A 23,756-nucleotide genomic window follows, 5' to 3' on the forward strand; every position below is an offset into this window, starting at 1 on the left:
TTCTGGTCAGGGGACGGCGAAGCTGGCTATCAATCCCATACAGGCGCAGCTCGGTAGGCGGAATTGACGAATACAAACGACGGCGTCGGCGCGGCCGGCCCCAGCGCCATGGTGATCGGATCCGGAAGCGTCCGGATCTGGGGCATGAGTTCGGCCGAACGGCTGCAGCGGATCTTCCGCCGTCTGGGCCTCGAGGCGTCCCAGGGCGCGTCGAGCCTCGTGGCGGCCGACGCCCGCTGGGTGTTCGACGAGGCCCTGCTGCGCGCCTTGGCCAAGCGGCCCAAGGTGATCCTGGTGGACGAGGAGGGCGTCCCCGCCGCCGTGCACGCGGTGGGCGAGGCGGTCGCGCGGCTGGAGGCCGGTGAGGACATCGCCACCGCGGCGGCGGACTATCCACGCCTGACCGCCTCGGAGCTGGGCGATGCCTATAACAGCGAGCTTCGCAAGCGCGAGCCGCCGATCCTGCGCCGGCTGACGCAGGGCGACGTCCGCGCCGTCGAGAAGCGGCTGTTCCAGGGCTCCTACAAGGGTGTCACCGACCTGGTGACCAAGTATGTCTGGCCGGCGCCGGCCCGGGTTGTGACCCGCTGGTGCGCCCTGGCCGGGATCACGCCGAACCAGGTGACCTTCGCGAGCTTCCTGCTGGTCCTGGCGGCGTTCTGGATGTTCTGGACCGGGCATTTCGGCTGGGGCCTGGTCGCCGCATGGGCCATGACCTTCCTCGACACGGTGGACGGCAAGCTGGCCCGGGTGACCCTCACCTCGTCGAAGCTGGGCAATGTGTTCGACCACGGCATCGACCTGATTCACCCGCCGTTCTGGTGGTGGGCCTGGCTGGTGGGCGTCCAGACTGGACCCCATCCCCTGCCAAGTTCGAACCTCATCCTGGCTGTGATCGTCGGCGGCTACGTCCTGCAACGGATGCTGGAGGGGGTGTTCCTGGCGCGCTTCAAGGTGGAGATGCACGCTTGGCGGCCGTTCGACAGTTTCTTCCGGCTGATCACCGCGCGGCGCAATCCCAACCTGTTGCTGCTGACCCCGGCCGCCCTGGCGGGGCGGCCCGACATCGGACTGGCCCTGGTGGCGGCGTGGACCGCCCTCAGCCTGCTGGTTCACCTGATCCAGGTCCTGCAGGCCCTTGCCGCCCCGCGCGGCCAGGTGACGTCGTGGCTCTCGCGTTGACCAAGGTGGGCGTGGTGCGCAATCCGCGCAGCCATGCCAATCGCGGGCGGGCCTCCGGCGCGCCGGAGGGCCTGTATTGGGCCGAGCCGGAGACGCCGCGGGCCTTGGCGGAGGACATGAGGCGTTTCGCCGAGGCGAGTGTGGACCTGGTGGTGATCGACGGCGGCGACGGGACGGTCCGCGAGGTGCTGAGCGCCCTGCCGGCGGCCTATGGCGCCCGGCCGCCGGTCCTGGCGGTGTTGGCCTCGGGCAAGACCAATGTCCTGGCGCTCGATCTGGGCGCTGGCCCCGACTGGACCCTGGCCGAGGTGCTGCGCCGCGCCGGAACCGATGCGCCGTCCCTCAAGTCGCGGGCGCCGTTGGAGGTGAGCTGGGCCGACCAGCCGCCGGTGCGGGGATTCATCCTCGGCCTCGGGGCCTTCGCCCGCGCCACCCAGATGTCGAAGGCGGTGCATCGCATGGGCGCCTATCACAGCCTGTCGGTGGCCCTCACGCTGACGGGGGCGGCGCTCGGGACCCTGTTCGACCGCAAGGACAGCCCGTGGCGTCGCGGGGTCCAGGCCACGGTGGCCCTGGACGGCGGCGCACAGGCCTCCGGCCCCCGTTTCGTGCTGATCGCCACGGCCCTGAAGCGCTTACCCTTCGGCCTGAAGCCCTTCGGCCCGCTCCGAGAGGGGATGAAGGTCCTGGATGTCGACGCCCCGCCGCGCGGGCTGCTGGGCGCTCTGCCGGTCGTGCTGGCCGGTCGTGGCGACGATTGGCTGGCCGTCCGGGGTTACCGCCGGGCCTTGGCTGACCGGCTGGACCTGCGGGTCGACGAATCCATCGTCATCGACGGCGAGGTCTTCCCCGGTGGAGAGATCTCCGTGCGCCTCGGGGCGCCCCTGCGGTTCCTCGTCCCATGACCGACGACCTCCAGGCCCTGGTCGCCGCGGAACTGGAGACGCCGGCGCCGGTGATCGCGCGAACCATGGGCGCGCATCTGGCCGCGCGATTCGAGGGCGCGGCGGCGGTGCTGTTCTACGGGTCGGTGCTGCGCACCGGCGACACCGACGGGGTGATGGACTTCTACGTCCTGACGGGCGCGCCGCGGCGCGGTTTCGCCGGCGTCATGGGGCGGCTGCTGTGGCCGGACGTGAGCTATCACGAGCTGGAGACCGAGGGCGCGACCCTGCGCGCCAAGGTGGCCTCGATGACCCTGGCGCAGTTCGGACGGGCGGCGACCGGACGCGGCGCCGACACCACGATCTGGACGCGCTTCGTTCAGCCCGCCGCCCTGGTCTGGGCGGCCAGCCCCGGCGCGCGCGCGGCCGTTCACCAGGCGGTGGCGCGGTCGGCGGAGACCGCCTCCCGGTACGCCGCGGCGATCGGGCCGCCGCGGGGCCGGCCAGGGGCCTTTTGGCGCGCGCTGTTCCGCCAGACCTACGCCGCGGAGTTCCGGGTCGAGGCGGCGGGGCGCGAAGCCCAGATCTTGGGCGTCGATCCGCAGCGCTACGACCGCCTGCTGATCGCCGCCTGGCGGGCCGGAGGGCTAGGGTTCGAGGGAGAGAGCGACGGGGAGGTGGCTCCCGCCCTGAGCCAGGAGGATCGCGCGATCCAACTGGCGGCCTGGCGGCGGCGGCGGGCCCTGGGCAAGCCGCTGAACCTGGCCCGGCTGGTCAAGGCGGCGTTCACCTTCGAGGGCGCGGCGCGATACGCCGCCTGGAAGATCGAGCGCCACACCGGTTTGCCGGTGCCGCTGACCCCCTGGCGCGAACGCCACCCGATCCTGGCCTCGCCCGGCGTGCTCTGGCGGCTTTGGCGGCGGCAGGGACGCCGCTGAGTCGTTGCGGACCTTCGGCCGGCGCGCCAAGCTGCCGCCATGAGCGCGCGCCAAGGTTTCCCGGTCCGGTTCGAATTCGACGCAGAGGTCATCGAATGGCGAGGCCCCTCGCCGTTCTTCTTCGTGCCGATTCCGGGGCGATACGCCGAGGAGCTGCGGCGGCTGGCGAAAGCCGTGTCCTATGGATGGGGCGTGGTTCCTGTCGAGGCTGTGATCGCCGGCGCCACCTTCACCACGTCGCTCTTCCCCAAGGACGAAGGCTATCTGTTGCCCCTGAAGGTGGTGGTCAGGCGCAAGACGAACGTCACCGCGGGCGACCTGGTCGCCGTGGCGATGACCGTCGGGGCCATTCAGCGGTAGGCCGCGCGCCGCTACCCCTGGGCGCGGCGGGGTTCGGCGCCTAGCAGGCCGAGTTCGCGAGCGACCCGGCCCATGACCGCGATGACCTGGTCGATCTGCTCGGGCGTGTGGGCCGCGCTGATGCTGCTGCGCAGGAGCGGACGGTTGTCGGGGGTTGCCGGCGGAAGGGCCAGGTTCAGATAAACCCCGTTCTGCAGCAGGCCGTTCCACATGGCGATGGCGGCGGCCTGGTCGGGCATGGTCACGGCGACGATCGGGCTGCAGGTCGGGCCGGTGGCCAGGCCCATGGCGGTGAGGCCGTCATAGAGCCGCCGCGCATTGGCGTGCAGCCGTTGGCGCAGTTCCGGCTGCTCCTGCAGGCGGCGCAAGGCGGTGACGGTGGAGGCGATCACTGCCGGGGGCAGAGAGGCGGTGAACATGTAAGGGCGGCAGACGATCCGCAGGACGTCGAAATCGTCCATGTCGGCGACGCAGAAGCCCCCGACGGAGCCCAGGCTCTTGGAGAAGGTGCCGACCACCACGTCGACATCGGCCTCGACACCGGCTTCCTCGGCCAGGCCGCGGCCCGTTTCACCGAGCACGCCCATGGAATGGGCCTCGTCGACCACCAGATAGGCGCCCATCTCGCGCTTGATGGCGGCGATCTCGCGCAGCGGCGCGACGTCGCCGACCATGGAATAGATGCCCTCGACAACGATCAGCTTCTCGCCGGGCGTGTCCTTCAGGCGCTTGAGGCGCTTGTAGAGGTCCTCGGGGTCGTTGTGGCGGAAGCGGGTGACCTCGGCATGGCCCAGGCGCGCGCCGTCATAGATGCTGGCATGGCTGTCGGCGTCCAGGATCAGGTGGTCGCCGCGGCCGACCAGGCTGGAGAGCAGGCCGAGATTGGCCTGGTAGCCGGTGGTGAAGACCATGGCGTGCTTGCGGCCGTAGTAGGTCTTCAGCGCCGATTCGAGCTCAAGGTGGCCCTCATAGCTGCCGTTGGCGATCCGCGAGCCGGTGGTCCCGGTGCCGCGCTCGCGCACGGCGCGCACGGAATCCTCGACGCATTCGGGGTCGAAGGTCAGGCCGAGATAGTTGTTGGTGCCGAGCAGGATGGTCCGCCGCCCCTCGACGACGCCCTCGGTGGGCGAGATCACCTCGTCGAAGCGGACTCCGAACGGGTCGGCCGACGCCTGGCGGAGCGCTTCGTAGCGGTCGCGCGACGCCGCGTGTCTGTCGAGCAAGGCCATGCTCAAGCTTTCTTTCGAATGTTGTCGATCAGCGACGCGAGGTCGCCCACGGTCTGAACTTCGCTCAGCCGGTCGATGGGAATGGAGATGTCGAAACGATCCTCGAGCTCCATGACGATGTTCATGAGCGCCAGGGAATCAACGGCGAGGTCGCGGGAGATGTCCGAGGCGGCCGTCACGTGGACGCTGCGTTCCAGCACCACCTCGGCGGCGCGCGCGACCTCGAGCACGGTAAGATCTGTCACAAGCTGCATATAAGGTTCGACGAGCCCCCTCGAACGATCGTCAATCAGCGTCGCACATTTAGGCCGTTCCGCCGAGCGGAACCACGGCATCCTTCGCGCGCCTGTGTGCTCTACCAAACATGACGCCACCCGTCTTGTACCCTTCGACCGTATTTAGGAAGCCCTGCGCGAGATCGAAGAGGGGGGCAGGAAGATCGAGCGGTTGCTCGTCGGGCCGCACCGACCAGTCGAGATGGAGGAGCTCGCGGGCCTTGCCGGGGCTGAGAATGGCCGGGACGCCCAAGCCTTGCGCAAGGCGACCTCCGGCGGCCAATGCGGTCAGGACCAACCCCGGCGTGCGGACAAAGCGCGGCTGGGCGTCGAATACCGCGGCGGCGGTCTGCAGAATCTCACGCCAGCCGTAGCCCTCGGGACGGTGGTCGGACAGGGTGACGCTGAATCCGGTGGGCTTGTCGGCCAGGGCGGCGATCTGTCGCGCGGCGTCGACCACATGCATCATCGCCAGGCGCGCCTTGGGGTCGAACAGCGGCAGCACGGAGCTGGAGGCGGCGAGACGGAAGAGCGGCAGGGTCTCGGGATCGTCGGGGCCGTAGAGCGCCGGGGGCCGGGCGATGTTGAGGCGCGGGCCCAGATGGCCGCGCGCGGCGTTCTCGCCTCCGCGCTTGCTGGCGGCGTAGTCGGACAAGCCGGGCTCACGGGCGGCAAGGCTGGAGACCAGCAGCATGGCGGCGGGTGTGAGCTGGGCCAGCCGCCGGGCGCCCTCCACATTGACCGCGAAGAAAGCCCGGCGATCACGCGCCTTGATCAGGCCCGCGCCATGCACGACGACGTCGGCGTCGCGGCAGAGGGCGGCGAGGGCTGCGTCGTCGCCGAGGTCGCCCGGAACCACCTCGACCTCAAGGTCGCGCCATAGGGGATGGATCGGGTCGCGCCGGGCCAGGATGCGTACGCGCCAACCGCGCGCGGCGAGTTCCCGCACCAGATGACGCCCGAGGAAGCCGGTCGCCCCGGTGACAGCGGCCAACCGCTCGGCCACCTCAGGCGGGCTCCGTCGCCGCCAGCCCCGCCAGATAGCCGGCCTTCGCACGCGAACGGCTGAGTTTCCCCGAAGAGGTCTGCGGCAGGGCGTGGCCGCCGACCAGATTGACCTCCGCCTCGACCCCGTGGCGCAGCCGGAGCAGGTCGGCGACCTCGCGCGCCAGGTTCTCACGGGTCTCGGGATCGCTGCTGCGGCACTGGACCAGAACGATGACCGCCTCCTCGCCGTCCGACGGCGCCGAGAAGGCCGCGACGTCGCCGCTGCGCAGGGCCGCGATCTCCGCCTCGGCGGTCCACTCCAGGTCCTGCGGCCAGATATTGCGGCCGTTGAGGATGATCAGGTCCTTGATGCGCCCGGTCAGCACGATCTCGCCCTGCGAGAGGTAGCCAAGGTCGCCGGTGTCGAGCCAGCCATCGGCTGAGAGCGCCTGCTGGGTGACATCCGGCTGCCGGAAATAGCCTTCCATGAGGCTGGGCCCGCGGGCATAGACCCGCCCGACCGTGCGCTCGGGGAGCACCTTGCCGTCATCGTCGCGAATCTGCAGCTCATGTCCGGGCAGGGGCGGACCGCAGCGGGCGAAGTCGCGGACCCGACCGGCCTGGGTCGAGGCCACGGCCAGGCCGTCGCGCTCGAGGCGGCCGACATCGAGGCTCTCGGCGACCAGGCCGCGGCCCAGCGGCGCCATGGTCAGCGCCAGGGTCGCCTCGGCCATGCCGTAGCTGGCGACATAGGCGCCGGGCGAGAAGCCCGCGTCCGCGAACCGCTCGGCGAACTGGTTCAGCGGTCGGGTGCGGATCATGTCGCCGCCCAGGCCGGCCACCCGCCAGGCCGACAGATCGAGGCCGTCCGGGCGGGCGTTCTCGGCGCGCCGCGCGCAGAGCTCGTAGCCGAAGGTGGGGCTGTAGGAGATGGTGGCCCGGTTGGCGGCCATGAGCTCCAGCCACTTGAGCGGGCGGCGGACGAAGGCGCCGGTCGGCAGCAGGTCGACGCTCATCTGGGCGGTGAGCGGGCTCAGCAGGAACCCGACCAGCCCCATGTCGTGGTAGAGCGGAAGCCACGAGCAGGCGCGGTCCTGCGGCTTCACCTGCAGGCCGTCGCGGGTGATGGCCACGGCGTTGGCCATGAGGGCGCGGTGGGTCACCAGAACCCCGGCCGGGAACCGGGTGCTGCCTGACGAGAACTGCAGGTAGCAGGGACTTTGCGGTCCGATCGACGGCAGGTCCGCCGGTCCGCCTTGTGGGAGGTCGGAGAGGGCCCCGGCAAAGCGCAGGGCCTGGCCCTCGGCGATCTCGGTGAGCCAGGCGCCCATGGCGGCGGGACCCATCAGCCCGCTAGCGTCGGCGGTCCGCAACATCCGGCGAATCTGCTCGACATAGGCCTCCCGGCCGCCCAGGGGCGTCGGCAGCGGCAGGGGCGCGGGAACCAGGCCCGCATACTGGCAGGCGAAGAAGGCGATGACGAAGTCGGCGTCGGTCTCGGCGATCAGTCCGACCCGGTCGCCCGGGGCCAGGCCTGCGCCCAGCAGCCGGACCGCGGCGTCATGAGCGGCCTCGCGCAGTTCGCTGTAAGGCAAGGCGCGGGCGAACTCGCCCCGCAGGCCGTAGACATTGACCCCGGTCTCACCTCGCGCCGCGAAGTCCAGGGCTTCGAGCAGGGTGGGGAAATCGGCCAATCGGAGGGCGCGTTCCGGCGCTGTCGGCGTAATCATTGGTCAGGCTTCGCGCGGTTCGTTCGGACTCGGCAAGGATTTAGTGCGCAAGGCGCTCTTTGCGAACGAGTTTCTGTAGGCTCCAGAGCATTCCCAAGGCCAAGGCCAGGGTTGCGCCCACGAGGGCCGCGCCAGCGCCGGGCAGGCCGTAGGCTGCGACGATCGGCGGCAGGGCGACCAGGAACGCCGCGGCCACGACCAGCCGGACACGCAGGACCGCCCCTGGCTTGCCCATCGAGACCAGCATGGGCTCCAGCGGCAGGGCCCAGACCCCGATCACCGCGGCGGCCACCTGCCAGATCATGGTCGGCGCGGCCGGGGCGAAGTCGGGGCCCATGACCAGGGTCAGCAGAGGCCCCCCGGCGAAGACCGCCACCAGCAGGAGCAGGGTCGCGCCGCCCCCCCCGACCAGGCCCACGCGCAGCGCCAGGGCGCGCATGCCGGCGTGGCTTCCGCTGGCCCGCAGCTTGGCGAGTTCGGGATAGAGGGCGGGGATCAGCAGCCGGGCGGGCTTGGCCAGGGCGTCGGCGATCTGGCGCGCGATGCGCCACAGCCCAGCGTCGGCGGCGCCGAGCAGGGCCCCGACCACCAGGGTCGCGACATGGGTGAAGGCCACCTCCAGGCTGCCGCTGGCGTTGGCCGCCCAGGCGAACCGCCAGGCGCCGGGGATCGGCGCGCTCGGAACCTTGGGGCGCATCAGGTCCGCCAGAAGGCCTCGGCGGCGCATCTCGGCCACGGCGGCGAAGGTCACGTAAAGGAAGCCGGCCAGGGTCCCGGCGGCCCAGACGATCAGGAAGAAGCCGACCGGCGCGCCGATGACGATGCCGACCAGGCCGCCGGCCAGGCGCACAGCCGAGCCGATCGCCGCCTGGGCCGAAAGCAGCCCGAACCGGTCGAACAGCCGCAGCAGGCCGATCTGGGTGGTGGGGACCATGAAGATGATGGTCAGGGCGTAGAGCGCCGCTGGACCGGCCGCGTCCTTGGGCAGTCCCACATGGGGTCCCAGCAGGAAGGCCCCGGCGACGCCCAGCGTCGCCCCCGCCGCCGCGCCAATGAGGTCGAGCCGCAGCCCGAAGCGCACCACCTGCTGGAAGTCGGCGCGGCGATCCTCGGCCAAGGGCGCGGCGCCGAACTGCAGCACCGTCTGCCAGGTCTGGAACCGGGCGATGTCGGCGACGAACTGCGCGAAGGTGTTGGTCAGCACCAGGACCCCGAACAGCGAAACGCCCAGGGTGCGGGCGGCCAGCGCCATATAGGCCAGGCTGAGCGCCGCGTTGACCGCGCGACCGCCCAGCAAGAGGCCGGCGTTCGCCATGACACGGCCCAGCAAACCTGCATTGGCCGCTGTCTGTGTCATCCGACCCCCAGCCGCTGGGCGATGGCCTCGGCGGCGCGCAGGGAGGACGAGCGGGGCTGGAGGTCGAAGCTCTCGGCGAAGCCCGCCTGCTGTTCGGCCAGGTAGTCGCCATGGGACTTCCGCGCGGCGTCCAGGGCGCCGGCCAGGCCATCCAGGCGATCGATCACCGGACCGTAGCGCCAGTGGCGGTAACTCTCGTCGTCCGCCCAGGCCACGCCGTGGGCGTTGAGGAAGGCGGCTGGGCGGGGGGTGCGCAGGAACTCATAGATCTGGCTGCTGACGTCGCCCAGATAGAGGTCGGCGACCCGGGTCCAGGTCATGTCGATGGCCGCCGGACCACCCAGGTCGACGTGGATCCGGGGATGATCGCGGAACGGTTCGACGGCGGCCAGGTCGGCGGCGCTCGCCGGGTCGAACAGCCGCACATGCGGGGCGAAGATCACGTTGAAGCGGCCGTCGGAGGCCAGGTCTTCCAGCACCTGCGCGCCCCAACGGGGCCACGAACTGAGCCGCGGGTCGAAATGCGGGTTGTAGAGGACGATCGGCCGGTCGTCGGCGAAGGGCCGCGCCGGCCTGGGCGCCAGGGCCTCGACGATATCGAACTTCGGATAACCGACCATGGCGCAGTTCTCCGCCCGCACGAGGCCGGAGTCGACCATGCGGTCGCGCTGCTTGGGGCCGGCGGCCATGACCAGGTCGAACTGACCCAGCCGCGGCTCGAAAGGACCGCCGCGATCGCCGGCGCCGTGCTGGGTGTAGATCAGGCGCGGCTTGCTCACCCCGAGCCGCCGGACCAGGGCGGTGGTGCGCTCCGGTGTGACCAGGGCGTCATAGGCCGCGAGGGTCGGCAGATTTGCGACCAGCATGGCCGCCTTGGGCGGGGTCGAGGCGCCGCGAAGGCGGAGCTCCCGAAGCCATTTCGGGCCCAGCAGCCGGCCATGCACCGGCGCGCCGCCCAGCCGCTCCAGGGCGCTGTCGATATAGTCCAGATGCGCCTGCGAGGTGGCGGCCAGGTCGACCTCGAACTGAGGCCAGCCCTTGGCCAGCTCGACGGCGATCGGCAGGCTGTGCAGGATCTGATGGATCTGCGCGATGTAGAGGAAGCAGATCCGTCGGGGCGGGGTGGGCGAGGTCATGTGATCTGCGCATTGGCCCAGTCCGGGGGCCGCCGCAACGTCTGTTTCTAGTTCCTCGGCGTCAGCCGTCCGCGAACGCCGCCCTTGAGGATCAGGCGATCCCCCTGCTCGTCGGCCTCATAGGACCCGCCCTGGACGACGCCGGCGCCGCTTTCCACCCGCAGGCCGCTCTGTCCGCTCACCGCGCCCGTGCGGGTGTCGATCCGCGCCTGGTTGGCGGCGAAACGGGCTCCGCCGCCGCCGTCCATCTTGACGTCGCCAGTCAGGACCAGTGCGTGGGCGGCCTCATCGAACACCCCGGCTCGGGCGGTCATGCGCTTGGTCGCGTTCGCGTCGTCCCGCAGGACCAGGACCGGGTCGACGATCTCGATCTGGGCGGTGGCCGGGTCGGTCCGGCGGCCTTGGCTTCCGGTGATGACGAAGCTCTTCCCGCTTGGCCCCCGCCCGGCGAATCGCGGTTTGACCATGGTGTCGACGTCGCGCGTCTGGGGCCGGCTCGGCGGCGCGACGCCGCTCATGGCGATCTGAACCGCGCAAAGCGCGCAGAGGACCGCCGCGCTGATCGGCAGGGCCCGGCGCAGGACCCTGACCCGGGTGAGATGTCCGGCGCGGAGCCGGGCCCCGGCCGCCGGGTCATATGATCGAAGCCGCATGGCTCGTGAAATCTCCCGCGTCGCCCTCTGGCTCAAGGCGTCGACGCCTGGGGTCTAGCTTCGATCATTGTCGCCACTATCTCTCGGAAGGTCAAAGTCACGAGGCTCGGCGACCAAGCCAAGAGGGCCGCCGGGCCCACAGCAAGGGGGCAGTCAAGTGAACGTCGTCCTGGCCATTGTCGGAACCCTGTTCATCGCCGGAGGCGTGTTCGGGCTCTACCTGGCGTTCCGAACCGCGCAACGGCGATCGGACGACAGTCGCCGCTAGGTGGCCATGTCGTGCGCCCGACTCCGTCGGGATGGCGGCGGCGGCGGAAAGAGCTGCTAGGTTGAGCTGAGCCGGGCCGCCGCGACGGGCGCCCGGCTTCGCGGGGGAGGGCCGGCGATGAACCTGGATTTCGTTCGCCACGCCCGCTGGCTCGATCGGGAACGGGCGGTCGGATACGCCAAGATCCTGGCTCTGGCCTATGTCCCGCTTCTGGTCATTCCATATCTCTACGCCATCGGGACGCAGCCGGGCGGTCGCCCGAGCGTCGACTTCATGAGTTTCTGGAGCGCCGGGTCGCTGTTCTGGCGCGATCCCGCGAGCGCCTATGACGCCGCCGCCCAGATCGCGTTCCAGGCGGAGGCGTTCCAGAGTCATGGACGCTACCTGCCGTTCCTGTATCCGCCGCCGTTTCTCGCCCTCGTCGCGCCGCTGGCCCTGATTCCCTTCACCGTGGCCTATCCGACCTGGGTGGCGGCGACCTACGCGGTCTATCTTGCTTCCGCCCGACGTCTGCTGCGCGCTGGAGCCTGGCCCATCGCGGTGTTCCCGGCGCTCTACGTCAACGCGGTCCAGGGCCAGACGGCGGCGCTGTTCGCGGGCCTGTTCGTGGCGGCCGGACTGCTCATGGCGCGCCGCCCGTTCGTCGCCGGCCTGGTCTTCGGGTGCCTGATCTTCAAGCCGCAACTCGGGCTGCTCATCCCCATCGCCCTGATCGCGGGCGGCTTCTGGCGAACCCTGCTGGGCGCGGCGCTGTCCAGCCTCGCCCTGCTGCTCCTGGCGCTGATCGCCTTCGGACCGGAGACCTACGCCGCCTTCGTGGGCGCCGGTTCGACCAGCCTGGGCCTGCTGCAGGAGGGCTCCTCGCTGGGCTGGGCCAAGGTCCAGAGCCTGTACGGCGCCTTGCGCCAGATCGGCGCGCCGCCCTGGGCGGCGATCGGCCTGCAAGGGCTCCTGAGCCTGGCGGCGGCCGGGGGCGTGGCATGGGTCTGGCGGTCCGGCGCTGACATGCTCACCCGGATGGCCGCCCTGGCGACGGGCGCGCTCCTGGCCACCCCCTATGTACTCGACTACGACTTCGTCCTGCTGATCGTCCCGCTCTGCTGGCTGGCGCGACGTGGGATCGAGTCCGGCTTCCGGCCCTGGGAGAAGCTGCTGCTGCTGGCGGTCTATGTGACGCCGCTGATCTGCCGTCAGGCCGCCCTGGCCTTGGGTTTCAATCTCATGCCGCTGCTGGTGGTCGGGCTGTTCGTGCTGATCGGCTCAACGACGCTCCGCGGCGCGGCGCCGGCCGGCGAGGTCAGGAGCGCCGTGCGATGACGTGCCGGATCGTCTCCAGACCCGTCGCGGCCGCGTCGCCGCCCTGTTGCGCGACCTCATATATCCGCTGATCGAGGGCGATGCGGCGGTCAGGCGCGAGCAGAATCGCATACCAGGCGAGCATGCCCGTCATGGCGAGCAGGACGCCCTCCCGCACCTTGATCATCGGACATGGCCTCCGTTCGCCGTCGGCGGGTTGAGGATGACGGGGTCGCCGCAATCCCACAGTCCGAGCCGCGCAACGCCCAACCCACTCCTCAGGAGTCTATACCTTAACTATCCCTAATGCCAGCGTGTCACCGCGAAGTGATCAAGCTTAACACGGACCGACCAGTACAGAAATCGACCTGCCGTCACCAAAAGCGGAGCGGTTTTCAACCGCCACTTGATTCTTTGCGGCGATCCCTCGGTATTCGATCGCCAGCATTGATGTCTGTCGGGAGATGAAGGTATATTGTCGGCGAGGTTGGATGACTGACGGAAGCTTGTAGGCGGGGGCTGTGCATTGGCGGGCGGCGGCGAATTCTCAAGGACGGTCGGCCGAATCTTGAAGCGGGGCCTTGGCTGGCTGACGGGCTCGGCGCGGGGCAATGTCACGCCGATCATCGCGATCCTGCTACCGGTCATCGTCGGCGGCTTCGCCGTGGCCAGCGAGACCTCCACCTGGTTCCTGGCCCAGAGATCCATGCAGCACGCGGCGGACTCCGCCGCCCTGGCCGCGGCCACCAACAATAGCGGCCCCAGCACCAGCCCGCCGCCGACCTATTCCGAAGAGGCCAAGGGCGTGGCGAGCCGCTACGGCTATACGACCGGGACCAATAACGTCACCGTGGTGGCGACCTATCCGACCTGTCCGGCGCCCTGGACCGGGAACTGTTACCAGGTGACGATCACGCGGGACATCCCGATCCGCCTGGCGCGGTTGGTCGGGTACAATGGCGACGTGGCCATGGGGGCCGGACGCGCCAAGACCGTGATCTCGACCGCCATCGCCCGGGCCGGCAGCAAGGGCACTTTCTGCCTGACGACGTTCAATCCCGCCGCCGACGCCCTGCAGTTCAAGGGCGCCCCAAGTCTCGACCTCACCGGCTGCGACATCGCTTCTGCTGGCGGCGCGAGCTGCAACGGCACGTCCGGCGCCACGGTTGGCCACGCCTATGTCACCACGGCGGGCAAATCGAACGACGACTGCGGCTCGAATGAGATCGTCGGCGCAGCTCCGACGGATATCTACGCGCAGCTGGCGTCGAACATCAACGATCCGTGCGATGGCGTCCCTCGTGGGACGCATCACATACCGGCGAACACGATCTGGAGCACCGACCAGCCGTACTGCGGAGATGTGATTCTGGACGGCAATGTGTCGGTCAATGCCGACATCACTCTGACTATCGGCCAGGGCGGGCTCGATATCGGCAGCTCCACCCTGAGCACCACCGGCGCGGGCCACCTGACGATCATCTTCACCGGAACGGCTGGGGACGGCTTCCAGCATAACTTCAGCGGCACCGGGACATTCGACTTCGCCGCACCGACCTCGGATGCGAGCCCTTGGGCCGGGGTTGCGATCTACCAGGATCCCGTCCTGACCACCGGCCTCGACGTGCTCGAAGTCGGAAATGCGCCGATCTACAAGGTCACGGGCCTGCTCTACATGCCCAAGGCCAACATCGTCATCAAGGGCGCCATCGACCACCAGACCGGCGGCGACAACTGCATGGCGATCGTCGCCTGGACCATCGACATCCGCGGAACCGGCGGCATCTTCAGCGCTCCGACCAGCCAGTGCGATCGGGCGAATCTCACCCTTCAGGGACCGCCTGGGTCAGGAGCCGGCCCCAGCCTCATCCAATGATTGTTCCAGTGATTTTCAGTGCAAGGCGCCGGAAGCGCGAGGGCTTCGCCGCCGATCAGCGGGGAGCGGCCGCATTGGAGATCGCGCTTTGGCTCGGGGTCCTGGTCGTGCCGGTCCTCAACGTGGTCGACCTCGGCTTCTACACCTTCCAGAAGATGCAGGTGGAGTCGGCGGCCCAGGCCGGCGCCCAGGCGGCGTGGGAAGCCTGCTCGTCGCTGAAGGTCCAGCCCAAGGGAACGGCCTGCGGCGCCGCCATGACCACCGCCATCACAACAGCGATCCAGAGCACCTCGCTCGGCACCAATGTGACCCTGGTGACGGGCTCGCCGACCGAAGGCGCCTACTGCCCCGACGCGACGGAAGTCCTGCAACCGGTCGGAACTTACGCGCAGAGCTGCGCGGCGGCCGGCTATCCGGACGGTACGGCGGGCGACTATGTCCAGGTGGCAGTGAGCTACAGCTATTCGCCGGTGTTCTCCGGCGTCTCCATCGTCGCCCTGCTGCCGACGCCGATCGTCCGCACGGCCTGGATGCGGTTGGGGTGATCATGACCATGCGTCGCGCCAGGGAATTCTTGTCGAATGAGGGCGGCGCCAGCGCGGCCGAGTTCGTGCTGGTCCTGCCGCTGCTGCTGCTGCTGACCATCGGCACCGTCTACCTGACCTTCATGCTGCAGGCGGCCTCGAGCCTCCACTTCGCGGTCGAGGACGCCGCGCGATGCGCCGCGGTGAAGACGACGGTCTGCAGCGACTCGGCGACCACCATCACTTACGCCACGAGCCGGTATAGCGGTCCCGGCCTGACATCCCTGACCTTCACGCCGGCGGCGGCCCAGGCCTGCGGTTACCAGGTCAGCGGCTCGGGCACCTTCTCGCTGCGAACCGGCCTGATGACTCTGGCCGTGCCGCTCAACGCGACGGCCTGCTTCCCGACCTAGCCGATCGGCGGAAGGAACCCGGGGGTGACGGCGCCGGTCGTGATGGCGCCCAGGGCGATCGCCACGCCGTAGGGGATGCCTGACTTCTCGCCCGAGGACCGGCCCCGCGTGGTCAGGGCGCGCATGGCCCTGTCCGGCCGCAGGAGCAGGAAGCCCAAGGCGATCGCGCCGCCGAACAGGGCGGTGAGCAGGGCGAGCGTCCCCAGGTTCGCCAAGCCGGCGAACAGGGCCGCCGCCGAGAACAGCTTGGCGTCGCCGGCTCCAAAGATATTGAAATGATATAGCAGGTAGGTGACCGCGAAGGTGATGGCCGCCGCGCCGAGTCCCGAGAGTAGCGGCGATGGCGCGAGCCCGGCGGCGACCGCCGCGAGATAGGTGACGATCAGGACGGCCACCGTCCAGTTCGGAATCCGCCGATGCAGGATGTCCATCACCGCGGCGACCGCCAGCATGGCCGCGAAAACCGCAGGCGTCACCCAGGGCAGCGCGTCGGCGATCATGGCTTGGCGGGACCCGGCGCGATGTCCGGTTGGCCGGCTTTCATGGCCTTGACCAGTTCCAGATTGTGATAGGCGCGGCCATAGGTGCTGCCACGGTTGTCGATGGCCTGTTCGAACAGGCGCTGGGCGTCCTCCAGATCGCCCCGCAGCACCGCGGCGAACCCGGCATTGTTGAGCACGCCGGCCTTCTGGTCCTTGTCGCCCACCGCCGTCGCCCGGGCGTAGTCGCCCTGCAGCGCCAGGGAAAGCCTCAGATTCATCCGCGCCGCTGTGAGCGTCGGGTCGCGATCCAAGGCGGCGACGAAGTCGGCCGAGGCCTCCGGATAGCGGCCCTGGAGCAGGCGCGAATAGCCGCGGTTATTGTAGACGATCTCGTCCACCGACGGGGTGGCGATGGCCTTCGCGTAGGCGGCTTCGGCGGTTGCCCAGTCCCGGCGGCGGTCGCTCTCGACGCCCAGGGCGTTCCAGGCGCGCCAGAGGGTGGGGTCGCCGGCGACCGCGCGACGCAAGGTGGCGACGGCCTCGTCCGAACGGCCAAGCTGGGCGAGGGCGACGCCGCGGCCCTGCAGCGCCTGGGCGTTCAGCGCCGGGGCGGCTTCAGCCAGGGCGAAGCTGCGGGCCGCCTCTTCGAACCGTCCCCGCGCCAGGTGCAGTTCGCCTGATCGCAACATCAGTCGCGGGTCGGTTGGCGCAACGACCAGGGCCCCGTCGAGGATCCGTCCGGCGTCCACGAGGCGCTGCTCCTGCATGGCGCGATCGAACTCGCTGGTGGCGATGTCCAGGTTGGCGGTCGCCTGGGCGGCCTTGCCGGGCTTGAAGAAGCCGGCTGCGGCCGGCGTACCGGCGGACGCCACGGCCAGGGCCGCGAACGCCATGGCCGCCAGTTTCGCCGTCGACTTGAAGCCTGCCATTAGGAACGTCCTCCTGTGGGCGCCAGCGCTGGCGGCGCATCCCGGCCCAGCACCAGCTGGAACGGGCAGGCCGAGGCGCAGGCCGCCATTGTCACCTTGAACGGCAAGGTTCGTGCCAGCGCTCGAGCCACCGGCTCGATCTGCGCGTCGAACCGGATCTCGGAGCGGTCCTGCGGCGCCGCGGTCTCGTCGGCCTGGGCCAGGGTCCAGCCCGCGCCGGCTAGGTAGAGTCGAGTCGGGGTCAGGGCGCGGCCGCTTGCGTTCACAAGGATCAACCGCCCGCCGGCGAGGGCCGGGGTCGCCCGCTGGACCACGCCGACGGGGATGACGCGCCGGATCAGGGGCGGCGTCGAGGGCTGGGTCCGAGCCTCGTCCGTCGTGCCCAGATCGGCCAGACGCACCGGCGCCGGCGGCGCGGCCTGGGCGAGCAGGGGCGCCGGTGTCCGCTGAGCGGCCTGGAGCAAGGCTGAATAGCGCAGGTTGGCGGCGACGATCGGCGAGTCCGGCTCGGCGCGGGCGGCCAGGGTGTAGTAGCGCTCGCTCAGGTCGAAGCGGCCGAGCTTGTCATAGACCACGCCAAGGGCGTTCAGGACCCGCGCGTCGCCCGGCGTGCGTTCGCGTGCGATCTGAAGGATGTCCAGGGCCTCGGCATAGTCTCGCTCCTGGATGCTCTGGGCGGCGGCCTTGTACAGACGGTCGGCCGGCAAGGTCATCGGGTGCTCGGAGGCTCCGGTCGGCGCGGCGCGGGCCTGGAGCTGCGGGGCCGGCCTGTGGCCGGACAACCGGCTCACGAGGTTTCCGACCGTTGCGCAGCCGCCCAGCGCCATGGCCATCAGCGGCGCGGCCACCGCGACGGCGCGTGCGAGTTTCCTGGTCATCAGCCCGTCCCCTTCAAGGCCGGCAGCCCTTCGCGAACCATGTCGATCATTCCCGGAAGCAGGAGGGCGGTGACCACCACCGGGAGGATGCAGGCCACCAGCGGGATGGTCATGAGCACCGGAATGCGCATCGCCTTCTCCTCGGCCTTGAGCAGGCGGTCCTGGCGCATCTCCTGGGAATAGGTGCGCATGGTCTGGCCGATGCTGGTCCCCAGGGAGTCGGTCTGGATCAGCAAGGCCGAGAAGGACCGGATCGCCGGCACGTCCGTCCGCTCGCCCAGGCTCCGCAGCGCCTCCACCCGGGTGCGCCCGGCGCGGAGCTCCTGCGACAGGACGCCGAATTCGCGGGCGATGCGGGGATGGGACTCCGTCACCTCCTGTCCGACCCGCACGAAGGCCGCCTCCATGCCGAGACCGGCCTCGATGCAGACGACCATGAGGTCCAGGGCGTCGGGAAACTGCTGCTGCAGCTGCTCGCGGCGTGATTCCGCCATCCGGTCCACGATCGCCCGGGGCGCGATGAGGCCCGCGCCGCACAGGACCACCGCGAAGATCGCCAACTTGGTCGTCCCATAGGGCGCGGCGCTCAGCATCTGGCCGGCCAGGAACATCATCGGCAGGCCAATGCCCAGGCCGAAGCGGGCGATGAAGAACCAGATCGGCGCCGACGGGCTCTCGAAGCCGGCGCGGAAGAGCAGATCGCTCATCTTGCGGCGATCTACGTCGTCGCTCAGGGACGTCGAGGACTGGATCCAGGCCAGCAACCGGTTCGAGACCCTGTTGTCCTTGATCACCGATGAGGCGTGGCCCGCGCCCATCCCGCTGCTGGGCGCCTTGCGCAGCCGGCGATTGATCAGGAACGTCGATTCCAGCCGATAGAGCAGCCAGTAGGACGAAGCGACCGCGGCCAGGAAGACGCCGATGAGCACCAGGATTTCCGTGATGTTCGTCATGGCCAGCCCTCCTAGTACTTGAAGTTGACGATGCGATGCATGACGACCTGACCGATCGCGTAGAGGATCATCGTCAGGGTCACGACAGGCCAGAAGATCGGGTCGGCGAACTTGGACGTGTAGAAGGCCGGCTGGGTCAGGCCGACGAACGAGATCAGGAACAGCGGCAGCAGGCTGAGCACCACCGCCGACATCCGGCCCTCGCTCGCCAAGGCCTGGACGCGCTTGCCCAGGGTGATGCGGCCGCGGATGACATTGGTCAGGTTGGCGAGGATTTCGGCCAGGTTGCCGCCGGTCTCGGACTGGATTCCGACGCTGACGGCGAAGAAGTGCGCGTCCTCCGATCCCGTCCGGCGGGCGAAATTGGCCAGGGCTTCACGGAACTCGAACCCGTAGGTGGTCTCGTCAACGATGAGCCCGAACTCCGAACCGATCGGGTCGCCCATCTCCTGGGTGACCAGGTGCACGGCCGATACGACTGGGTGGCCGGCGCGGATGGCGCGGATGATGATGTCGAGGGCCAGCGGAAGCTGTTCCTCCAGGAGCTTCTTTCGCTGAGCGTGCTGGCGCGACACCCAGACCCAGACCGCCGCCGACACCAGCATGGTCGCGGCGACCAGGGCGGTCAGCGTGTCCTGTAGGCTGCGCGCACCGAGCACGAAGGTGGAGAGCATCCAGAGCCCGGCCACCGCGCCGCCGGCGTAGGCCAGCAGCCGCAAGGGGCTGATGGTAAGGCCCGCCTGGCCCAGATAGCGGCCGGCGCGGTCGAAGAGCCGCCCGCCGATTCCGCCCAGCCCGGAGGTCGATTGCCGGCGCACCAGGCTCTCATAGACCTGCTTGGCCGGCACCCCCGACTCCAACAGGGTCAGCCGCCTGTTGACGCGCTTACGGCGCGCCCTCGAGGCGAACATCATCGTGGCGCCGGCCTGAATGGCCAGCACGGTCGCCACGAAGGCGAAGACCAGGGTGATGGGAAGGATGAGGTTTTGCATGGTCAGATCGACACCCGGCCGGGCGCGAAGATGTCGAGCGGCAGATCGATGCCGCGCATGTGCAGCACCTCGATGAATTTCGGCCGCACGCCGGTGGCCTCGTAGTCCCCGACCACCTCGCCCTTGCCGCCGCGCCCGCGACGGCGGAAGCGGAAGATCTCCTGCATGGAGATCACGTCTTCCTCCATCCCGACGATTTCGGAGACCGACACGACCCTCCGACGACCGTCCTCCGACCGCTCGACCTGGATGACCACGTTCACCGCCGCGGCGAGCTGGCCGCGAATGGACCGCGGCGAGATTTCCAGCCCGGCCATGCCGATCATCTGCTCGACCCGCGAGAGTGCGTCGCGGGGCGTGTTGGCGTGCACGGTGGTCATCGAACCGTCGTGGCCGGTGTTCATGGCCTGCAGCATGTCGAACGCTTCGCCGGCCCGGACTTCGCCGACGATGATCCGGTCGGGTCGCATCCGCAGGGAGTTCTTGACCAGTTCGCGCTGGGTGACCTCGCCGCGACCCTCCATGTTGGCCGGCCGGGTCTCCAGGCGGCCGACGTGGGGCTGCTGGAGCTGCAGTTCCGCGGAATCCTCGATGGTAACGATCCGCTCCATGGGATCGATGAACGCCGAGAGCGCATTGAGCAGCGTCGTCTTGCCCGAGCCGGTGCCGCCGGAGATCAGCACATTGCGGCGACCTTCCACGATGGCGCGCAGCACCCTGGCCATCTCGGCCGTGACGCTGCCGAACTCGATGAGCTTGTCCATGTTGATCGGGATCGCGGCGAACTTCCGGATCGAGACCAGCGGTCCGTCCACGGCCAGGGGCGGGATGATTGCGTTGACGCGGGAGCCGTCGGCGAGGCGCGCGTCGACCATCGGCTGGGACTCATCGACCCGGCGTCCGACCGCGGCGACGATCTTGTTGATGATCCGAAGCAGGTGGCGGGTGTCCTGGAAGCGGACATCGGAGCGCTCCAGGCGCCCGGCGCGCTCCACATAGACCATCTCGTGGGTGTTGATCAGGATGTCGGTGATCGACGGGTCCTTGAGCAGCGGCTCCAGCGGGCCGAGGCCAAGGAGTTCGTCGAGCAGCTCTTCCACCAGCTGATCGGTCTGGGCCGGGGTCAGCAGGCGCTTTTCCTCGCTGAGCAGACCCAAGACCGAGCGGCGGATCTCGAGCTTCAAGGCGTCGCGCGGGGTCTGGTCGAGGACAGACAGGTTGAGCATGTCCAGGAGGCGCTGATGCAGGCGCACGCGCAGGTCTAGCGCCTCGGTGGCCGCCGTGGTCGGCCGCGCGCTCCGATCGTTGGCCGCCTGCAGGTCTTCGTTCCAATAGCCCATGTCAGGTCCCACCCATGCTGGACTTGGCCGTCCGTACGGCGCTGATCTCGCCGACGAGCTGGCGCAAGGCCTTCTCGAGCTTCGTGCCCCTGCGGATCGCGGAGATCGCGGAGCCCTGGTTCACGGCCTCGCCCATGAGCTTGCGATCTTCGGGGATCAGGACGTCGAAGGGTCGGCCGATCGCCTGCTCCACGGCCCGTTTCGAGATCATGGCGGGCGCGTCGCCGCCACAGCGGTTGCACACCATGGTCACCGGCACGTGGGTGAGGCCCTGGGAGACGAGCAGGTCGAGCTGGCGGTGGGTCAGGTGGGCGTGCGGCACCGAGAGGTTGGTCACCATGATGATCTGATCGGACTGGCGCAGCGCGCGATTGGTCCAGGCCGTCCAGGCGCTCGGCAGGTCCAGAAGGACAAGGTCGAAGTCGCGGCGCAGGGCGATGATCAGACCGTCGACCACCTCCATGGTGATCGCCTCGAGCGGCATGAAGACGTGCGGCGCGGCCAGGACCCTCACGCCGCTGGCGTGCGGGACCAGGCCGGCGGCGAAGCCGATCTCGGAGGGGCTGCCCTCGGCCGCCAGGACCTCGGCCATGGTGATGGAGTCGGTCACATCGAGATAGACCGCCGCCATGCCGGACTGGACGTCCAGGTCGACCAGGCAGACGCGCTGGCCCTTGCCGTTCTCCGCGACCATGGCGGCGGCCTGCGCGGCGATGGCGGTGGCGCCGACGCCGCCGCCGGCCTTCAGCAGCGACACCACGTGGCCGCGCGGGGCGCCGCCGGTGCTCTCGGGGCGGCCCATGGCGGCCAGGATGCGTTCCAAGGTGGCGGCCAGCGCCGGCTCGGAGATCGGCGAAAGCAGGACGTCGCCGGCCCCTTCGCGCACGATGCGCCGGGTGGTCTCCACGTCGGGGTGGGTGAGGAACACCACGACCCGGCCGCGCCGCTCGCAGCCGCGCAGCTCCGCGCAGAGCCGATCGATCTCGTGGGGCTTGGCGCCGTCCGCCGCGGCGATCACCACGTCCACGCGGTCCAGGGTCGCACGGAAGCCCTCGCCGGTCCCGGGCTCGAACAGCACTTGGGGAAACTGGGATTTCAGGGTCTCGGAGGGCGCCCGGCCGTCGAAGGCCGCGACGTCATAGGCCAGCCGCACCAACCGTTCCCGTGGATCGGCGACTTCTCTCGTCGGTTCCCGCGCGGCGGATATGCGACTGAACAGGGCCACTAGATACTCCGAAACCTAATCCGAGCGGATGGGCGCGGGGGCCGCCCTTGCTCGCGCTATGAAATCCTTGTTGGCGTCTATCATGTCGGCGGCGCGCCGGGCGCGCCGGCGCCACTGATTCCGACACGGCTCGCGCTCGCCGCCGCCGGCTGGAGGACCTTGCCCTTGTTGTAGCGGTCCTGGGCCAGGTTGGTGCGCGCGCCGGCGGCGGCCGGCGGCGTGTCGCGCCGATAGCTGGCTTCGGGGTCGGCGACCTGGGCGGCCAGGTTCTGCTTCACGCTCTGGCCGTAGTCGGGCGAGAGGTTCCCTTGGGCCGAGACGCAAGCCCCGAGCGCGAGAGCGGCGAAGACCAGGGCGATGGTGGTGGATGTGCGAAGGGTCATGGACATGTTCCTAGTGCAGCACGTGGCCGTAGCCGCCTTCGAGCCCGCCCTTGGCCGGATCCACCGACATCAGGGCGCGTTCCTCGGGCGTGCGGGCCTTGAGCGACGCGCGCTGGGCGCCGAAGACGAACAGCTCGAAATCGGACGGCGGGACGAACCGGTCGCCCGGGGTCGCCGCGCGACCGCGGGTCGGCGTGGCCAGGTGCGGCGTGACGACCAACACCAGCTCCGTCTGGTTCTTCTGGTAGCCGGTCGAGCGGAACAAGGCGCCGATCACCGGAAGGTCGCCGATGAACGGGTACTGGCGGATGTCGCTGCGATATTCGTCCTTGAGCAGGCCGGCGATCGTGAAGGATTCGCCGTCCCGAAGCTCGATCGTCGTCCTGGCGCGGCGCACCTTGAGCCCCGGGATCGTCAGGTCGCCCGCGGTGATCGATGCGGTGGGGTCGATGGACGACACCTCCGGCGCCACGATCAGGTTGATCACCCCGTCATCCAGCACCGTGGGCGTGAAGCCGAGCGAGATGCCGAACTCCTTGAACTCGACGGTGATGGTCCGCTCGCCGCCCTGGGTGTTCTGGGCGATGGGGATCGGGAACTCGCCGCCGGCCAGGAAGGTGGCGGTGTCGCCGGACATGGCCACCAGGGTCGGCTCGGCCAGGGTCTTGACCAGGCCCTTGGTCTCGAGGGCGTCGAACAGGATGTCGAGATTGACGTCGCCCGAGCGGATCAGCGCCTGGAAGACCCCGAAGCCGTCGAAACTGCCGCCCTTGAGGGAGTCGCCGGTGGCCACGTAGGGTTCCCCGGCTTGCGAGGAGAACGGCCGGCCGGGCGCGCCGTTGGACGGCGAACTGGTGTTGACCCGCAGCTGCTTGGCGATCGAGCGCTCCATCTCCACGAAGCGCACCGACAGCATGACCTGCTGCACGCCCTGGACGGAGAGCATGTTGACCACCTTGCCCGGGGCGTAGGTCTCGGCCAAGGCCACCATCTGCGCCACCTTGGGCCCGCTGCTGGCGCGGCCGGAGAGGACGATGGATTCGTTGGCGGCGCTGACATTGACGCCGTTCTCTTCGGGCATCACCTCATGCAGCCGGCTCTTCAGCCCGCCGACGTCGGCCGACACCACCACGTTGATCGAGGAGATCAGCCGCTTGCCCGGCCCGTAGATGCTGAGGACGGTCGAGCCCATCTTCTTGCCGACCACATAGACCGAGTGGGTCGACAGGGGCAGCACATCGGCGATCTCCGGATTGGCGATCATCAGGTCGGTGTAGGTCGGGGCCTCCAGGACCTCGGACTTGCCGGCCGGAACCACCAGTTCGTAGCCGCCGCCCACGGCCTGGGCCATGGCGGGCGCCGAGGGCGCGTAGAGCGCCGCGGCCAATAGGAGCGCCCGCACCAGACGCCACGTCGCGCCGAGGGAGCCCTTCGATTTGATCGTCTCGATGTTCACGCCCCTACCC

General features: G+C 69.6%; 25 protein-coding genes. 8 read left to right on the forward strand and 17 right to left on the reverse strand.

Annotation, left to right across the window (positions count from 1 at the left end):
- The first annotated feature begins 63 nt into the window (after positions 1–63).
- From V6M51_RS10820 to V6M51_RS10835, 4 genes are read left to right on the forward strand one after another with little or no spacing between them, the layout of a single operon-like run.
- Positions 64–1,182: a CDP-alcohol phosphatidyltransferase family protein gene (locus tag V6M51_RS10820; RefSeq protein WP_442957852.1), complete on the forward strand. Its 1,119-nt coding sequence runs from the start codon at positions 64–66 to the stop codon at positions 1,180–1,182.
- On the forward strand, positions 1,167–2,087 hold the full coding sequence (locus V6M51_RS10825) for a diacylglycerol/lipid kinase family protein (RefSeq protein ID WP_332767064.1): 921 nt from the start codon (positions 1,167–1,169) through the stop codon (positions 2,085–2,087). Before V6M51_RS10820 ends, V6M51_RS10825 begins: the two co-directional genes overlap by 16 nt.
- Positions 2,084–3,004, forward strand: a complete 921-nt coding sequence (locus V6M51_RS10830; RefSeq protein ID WP_332767066.1) for a hypothetical protein — start codon at positions 2,084–2,086, stop codon at positions 3,002–3,004. Before V6M51_RS10825 ends, V6M51_RS10830 begins: the two co-directional genes overlap by 4 nt.
- Before the next feature lie 39 nt (positions 3,005–3,043).
- Positions 3,044–3,364, forward strand: a complete 321-nt coding sequence (locus V6M51_RS10835) for a DUF1905 domain-containing protein (RefSeq protein ID WP_332767068.1) — start codon at positions 3,044–3,046, stop codon at positions 3,362–3,364.
- An 11-nt stretch (positions 3,365–3,375) separates the two neighbouring features.
- On the opposite strand, the gene spt is transcribed toward V6M51_RS10835, so the two are convergent.
- From spt to lptC, 7 genes are read right to left on the reverse strand one after another with little or no spacing between them, the layout of a single operon-like run.
- On the reverse strand, positions 3,376–4,593 hold the full coding sequence (spt, locus tag V6M51_RS10840) for a serine palmitoyltransferase (RefSeq protein WP_332767070.1): 1,218 nt from the start codon (positions 4,591–4,593) through the stop codon (positions 3,376–3,378).
- A gap of 2 nt (positions 4,594–4,595) precedes the next feature.
- The gene (locus V6M51_RS10845) at positions 4,596–4,847 is read right to left on the reverse strand and encodes an acyl carrier protein (protein ID WP_254837149.1); all 252 of its coding nucleotides are present in this window, start codon (positions 4,845–4,847) and stop codon (positions 4,596–4,598) included.
- Between the two features lie 49 nt (positions 4,848–4,896).
- Positions 4,897–5,874 carry an NAD-dependent epimerase/dehydratase family protein gene (locus V6M51_RS10850; protein WP_332767072.1) on the reverse strand — a complete coding sequence of 326 codons (978 nt, stop codon included), beginning with the start codon at positions 5,872–5,874 and terminating at the stop codon, positions 4,897–4,899.
- Between the two features lies 1 nt (position 5,875).
- Complete coding sequence (locus V6M51_RS10855) at positions 5,876–7,585, reverse strand: fatty acyl-AMP ligase (protein ID WP_332767074.1); 1,710 nt, start codon at positions 7,583–7,585, stop codon at positions 5,876–5,878.
- Positions 7,586–7,625: 40 nt separating this feature from the next.
- Entirely contained in the window at positions 7,626–8,942 is a 1,317-nt protein-coding gene (locus tag V6M51_RS10860; RefSeq protein WP_332767076.1) for a lipopolysaccharide biosynthesis protein, read from the reverse strand.
- Positions 8,939–10,078 (reverse strand): glycerophosphotransferase, encoded by a 1,140-nt coding sequence (locus V6M51_RS10865; RefSeq protein ID WP_332767078.1) that lies wholly within the window; start codon positions 10,076–10,078, stop codon positions 8,939–8,941. Before V6M51_RS10865 ends, V6M51_RS10860 begins: the two co-directional genes overlap by 4 nt.
- 47 nt (positions 10,079–10,125) lie before the next feature.
- Entirely contained in the window at positions 10,126–10,731 is a 606-nt protein-coding gene (gene lptC / locus V6M51_RS10870) for an LPS export ABC transporter periplasmic protein LptC (RefSeq protein WP_332767080.1), read from the reverse strand.
- A gap of 385 nt (positions 10,732–11,116) precedes the next feature.
- On the opposite strand from lptC, the gene V6M51_RS10875 reads away from it, so the two are divergent.
- The gene (locus V6M51_RS10875; RefSeq protein ID WP_332767082.1) at positions 11,117–12,316 is read left to right on the forward strand and encodes a glycosyltransferase family 87 protein; all 1,200 of its coding nucleotides are present in this window, start codon (positions 11,117–11,119) and stop codon (positions 12,314–12,316) included.
- Here the strand turns inward: V6M51_RS10875 and V6M51_RS10880 are convergent.
- The gene (locus tag V6M51_RS10880; RefSeq protein WP_332767084.1) at positions 12,297–12,482 is read right to left on the reverse strand and encodes a hypothetical protein; all 186 of its coding nucleotides are present in this window, start codon (positions 12,480–12,482) and stop codon (positions 12,297–12,299) included. The two genes, V6M51_RS10875 and V6M51_RS10880, sit on opposite strands and share 20 nt — an antisense overlap.
- 381 nt (positions 12,483–12,863) lie before the next feature.
- Here V6M51_RS10880 and V6M51_RS10885 point away from each other — a divergent pair, with 381 nt between their 5' ends.
- The 3 genes from V6M51_RS10885 (at position 12,864) to V6M51_RS10895 (ending at position 15,108) form a co-directional block, all read left to right on the forward strand.
- A complete protein-coding gene (locus V6M51_RS10885; RefSeq protein ID WP_332767086.1) occupies positions 12,864–14,171 on the forward strand; it encodes a pilus assembly protein TadG-related protein in 1,308 nt (435 codons plus the stop codon).
- A gap of 74 nt (positions 14,172–14,245) precedes the next feature.
- Positions 14,246–14,716, forward strand: a complete 471-nt coding sequence (locus V6M51_RS10890) for a TadE/TadG family type IV pilus assembly protein (RefSeq protein ID WP_332767088.1) — start codon at positions 14,246–14,248, stop codon at positions 14,714–14,716.
- Between the two features lie 2 nt (positions 14,717–14,718).
- A complete protein-coding gene (locus V6M51_RS10895) occupies positions 14,719–15,108 on the forward strand; it encodes a TadE/TadG family type IV pilus assembly protein (protein WP_332767090.1) in 390 nt (129 codons plus the stop codon).
- Here the strand turns inward: V6M51_RS10895 and V6M51_RS10900 are convergent.
- The 9 genes from V6M51_RS10900 to V6M51_RS10940 form a co-directional block, all read right to left on the reverse strand.
- Positions 15,105–15,608, reverse strand: coding sequence for an A24 family peptidase (locus V6M51_RS10900; RefSeq protein WP_332767092.1), 504 nt, complete (start codon positions 15,606–15,608; stop codon positions 15,105–15,107). The two genes, V6M51_RS10895 and V6M51_RS10900, sit on opposite strands and share 4 nt — an antisense overlap.
- A complete protein-coding gene (locus V6M51_RS10905) occupies positions 15,605–16,519 on the reverse strand; it encodes a tetratricopeptide repeat protein (RefSeq protein ID WP_332767094.1) in 915 nt (304 codons plus the stop codon). The genes V6M51_RS10900 and V6M51_RS10905 overlap by 4 nt, the downstream gene beginning before the upstream one ends.
- Positions 16,519–17,397: a tetratricopeptide repeat protein gene (locus V6M51_RS10910; protein WP_332767096.1), complete on the reverse strand. Its 879-nt coding sequence runs from the start codon at positions 17,395–17,397 to the stop codon at positions 16,519–16,521. The genes V6M51_RS10905 and V6M51_RS10910 overlap by 1 nt, the downstream gene beginning before the upstream one ends.
- Positions 17,397–18,350, reverse strand: a complete 954-nt coding sequence (locus tag V6M51_RS10915) for a type II secretion system F family protein (RefSeq protein ID WP_332767098.1) — start codon at positions 18,348–18,350, stop codon at positions 17,397–17,399. The genes V6M51_RS10910 and V6M51_RS10915 overlap by 1 nt, the downstream gene beginning before the upstream one ends.
- Before the next feature lie 11 nt (positions 18,351–18,361).
- Positions 18,362–19,342 (reverse strand): type II secretion system F family protein, encoded by a 981-nt coding sequence (locus V6M51_RS10920; protein ID WP_332767100.1) that lies wholly within the window; start codon positions 19,340–19,342, stop codon positions 18,362–18,364.
- A 2-nt stretch (positions 19,343–19,344) separates the two neighbouring features.
- Positions 19,345–20,682: a CpaF family protein gene (locus V6M51_RS10925; protein WP_332767102.1), complete on the reverse strand. Its 1,338-nt coding sequence runs from the start codon at positions 20,680–20,682 to the stop codon at positions 19,345–19,347.
- Position 20,683: 1 nt separating this feature from the next.
- Positions 20,684–21,907, reverse strand: a complete 1,224-nt coding sequence (locus tag V6M51_RS10930; protein WP_332767104.1) for an AAA family ATPase — start codon at positions 21,905–21,907, stop codon at positions 20,684–20,686.
- Between the two features lie 80 nt (positions 21,908–21,987).
- Positions 21,988–22,290 carry a hypothetical protein gene (locus V6M51_RS10935; protein WP_332767106.1) on the reverse strand — a complete coding sequence of 101 codons (303 nt, stop codon included), beginning with the start codon at positions 22,288–22,290 and terminating at the stop codon, positions 21,988–21,990.
- Positions 22,291–22,300: 10 nt separating this feature from the next.
- On the reverse strand, positions 22,301–23,746 hold the full coding sequence (locus V6M51_RS10940) for a type II and III secretion system protein family protein (protein WP_332767107.1): 1,446 nt from the start codon (positions 23,744–23,746) through the stop codon (positions 22,301–22,303).
- Positions 23,747–23,756: the final 10 nt, after the last annotated feature.

Source organism: Phenylobacterium sp. (genome assembly GCF_036677185.1).
In the GTDB taxonomy this organism is placed as follows: Bacteria; Pseudomonadota; Alphaproteobacteria; order Caulobacterales; family Caulobacteraceae; genus Phenylobacterium.

Bases quoted from the DNA above. Each gene is read 5' to 3' on its own strand.
- V6M51_RS10830 (WP_332767066.1), top strand. From the start codon at position 2,084: ATGACCGACGACCTCCAGGCCCTGGTCGCCGCGGAACTGGAGACGCCG.
- V6M51_RS10835 (WP_332767068.1), top strand. From the start codon at position 3,044: ATGAGCGCGCGCCAAGGTTTCCCGGTCCGGTTCGAATTCGACGCAGAG.
- spt (WP_332767070.1), bottom strand. From the start codon at position 4,593: ATGGCCTTGCTCGACAGACACGCGGCGTCGCGCGACCGCTACGAAGCG.
- V6M51_RS10845 (WP_254837149.1), bottom strand. From the start codon at position 4,847: ATGCAGCTTGTGACAGATCTTACCGTGCTCGAGGTCGCGCGCGCCGCC.
- V6M51_RS10855 (WP_332767074.1), bottom strand. From the start codon at position 7,585: ATGATTACGCCGACAGCGCCGGAACGCGCCCTCCGATTGGCCGATTTC.
- V6M51_RS10860 (WP_332767076.1), bottom strand. From the start codon at position 8,942: ATGACACAGACAGCGGCCAATGCAGGTTTGCTGGGCCGTGTCATGGCG.
- V6M51_RS10865 (WP_332767078.1), bottom strand. From the start codon at position 10,078: ATGACCTCGCCCACCCCGCCCCGACGGATCTGCTTCCTCTACATCGCG.
- lptC (WP_332767080.1), bottom strand. From the start codon at position 10,731: ATGCGGCTTCGATCATATGACCCGGCGGCCGGGGCCCGGCTCCGCGCC.
- V6M51_RS10875 (WP_332767082.1), top strand. From the start codon at position 11,117: ATGAACCTGGATTTCGTTCGCCACGCCCGCTGGCTCGATCGGGAACGG.
- V6M51_RS10880 (WP_332767084.1), bottom strand. From the start codon at position 12,482: ATGATCAAGGTGCGGGAGGGCGTCCTGCTCGCCATGACGGGCATGCTC.
- V6M51_RS10895 (WP_332767090.1), top strand. From the start codon at position 14,719: ATGACCATGCGTCGCGCCAGGGAATTCTTGTCGAATGAGGGCGGCGCC.
- V6M51_RS10900 (WP_332767092.1), bottom strand. From the start codon at position 15,608: ATGATCGCCGACGCGCTGCCCTGGGTGACGCCTGCGGTTTTCGCGGCC.
- V6M51_RS10905 (WP_332767094.1), bottom strand. From the start codon at position 16,519: ATGGCAGGCTTCAAGTCGACGGCGAAACTGGCGGCCATGGCGTTCGCG.
- V6M51_RS10910 (WP_332767096.1), bottom strand. From the start codon at position 17,397: ATGACCAGGAAACTCGCACGCGCCGTCGCGGTGGCCGCGCCGCTGATG.
- V6M51_RS10915 (WP_332767098.1), bottom strand. From the start codon at position 18,350: ATGACGAACATCACGGAAATCCTGGTGCTCATCGGCGTCTTCCTGGCC.
- V6M51_RS10920 (WP_332767100.1), bottom strand. From the start codon at position 19,342: ATGCAAAACCTCATCCTTCCCATCACCCTGGTCTTCGCCTTCGTGGCG.
- V6M51_RS10925 (WP_332767102.1), bottom strand. From the start codon at position 20,682: ATGGGCTATTGGAACGAAGACCTGCAGGCGGCCAACGATCGGAGCGCG.
- V6M51_RS10935 (WP_332767106.1), bottom strand. From the start codon at position 22,290: ATGACCCTTCGCACATCCACCACCATCGCCCTGGTCTTCGCCGCTCTC.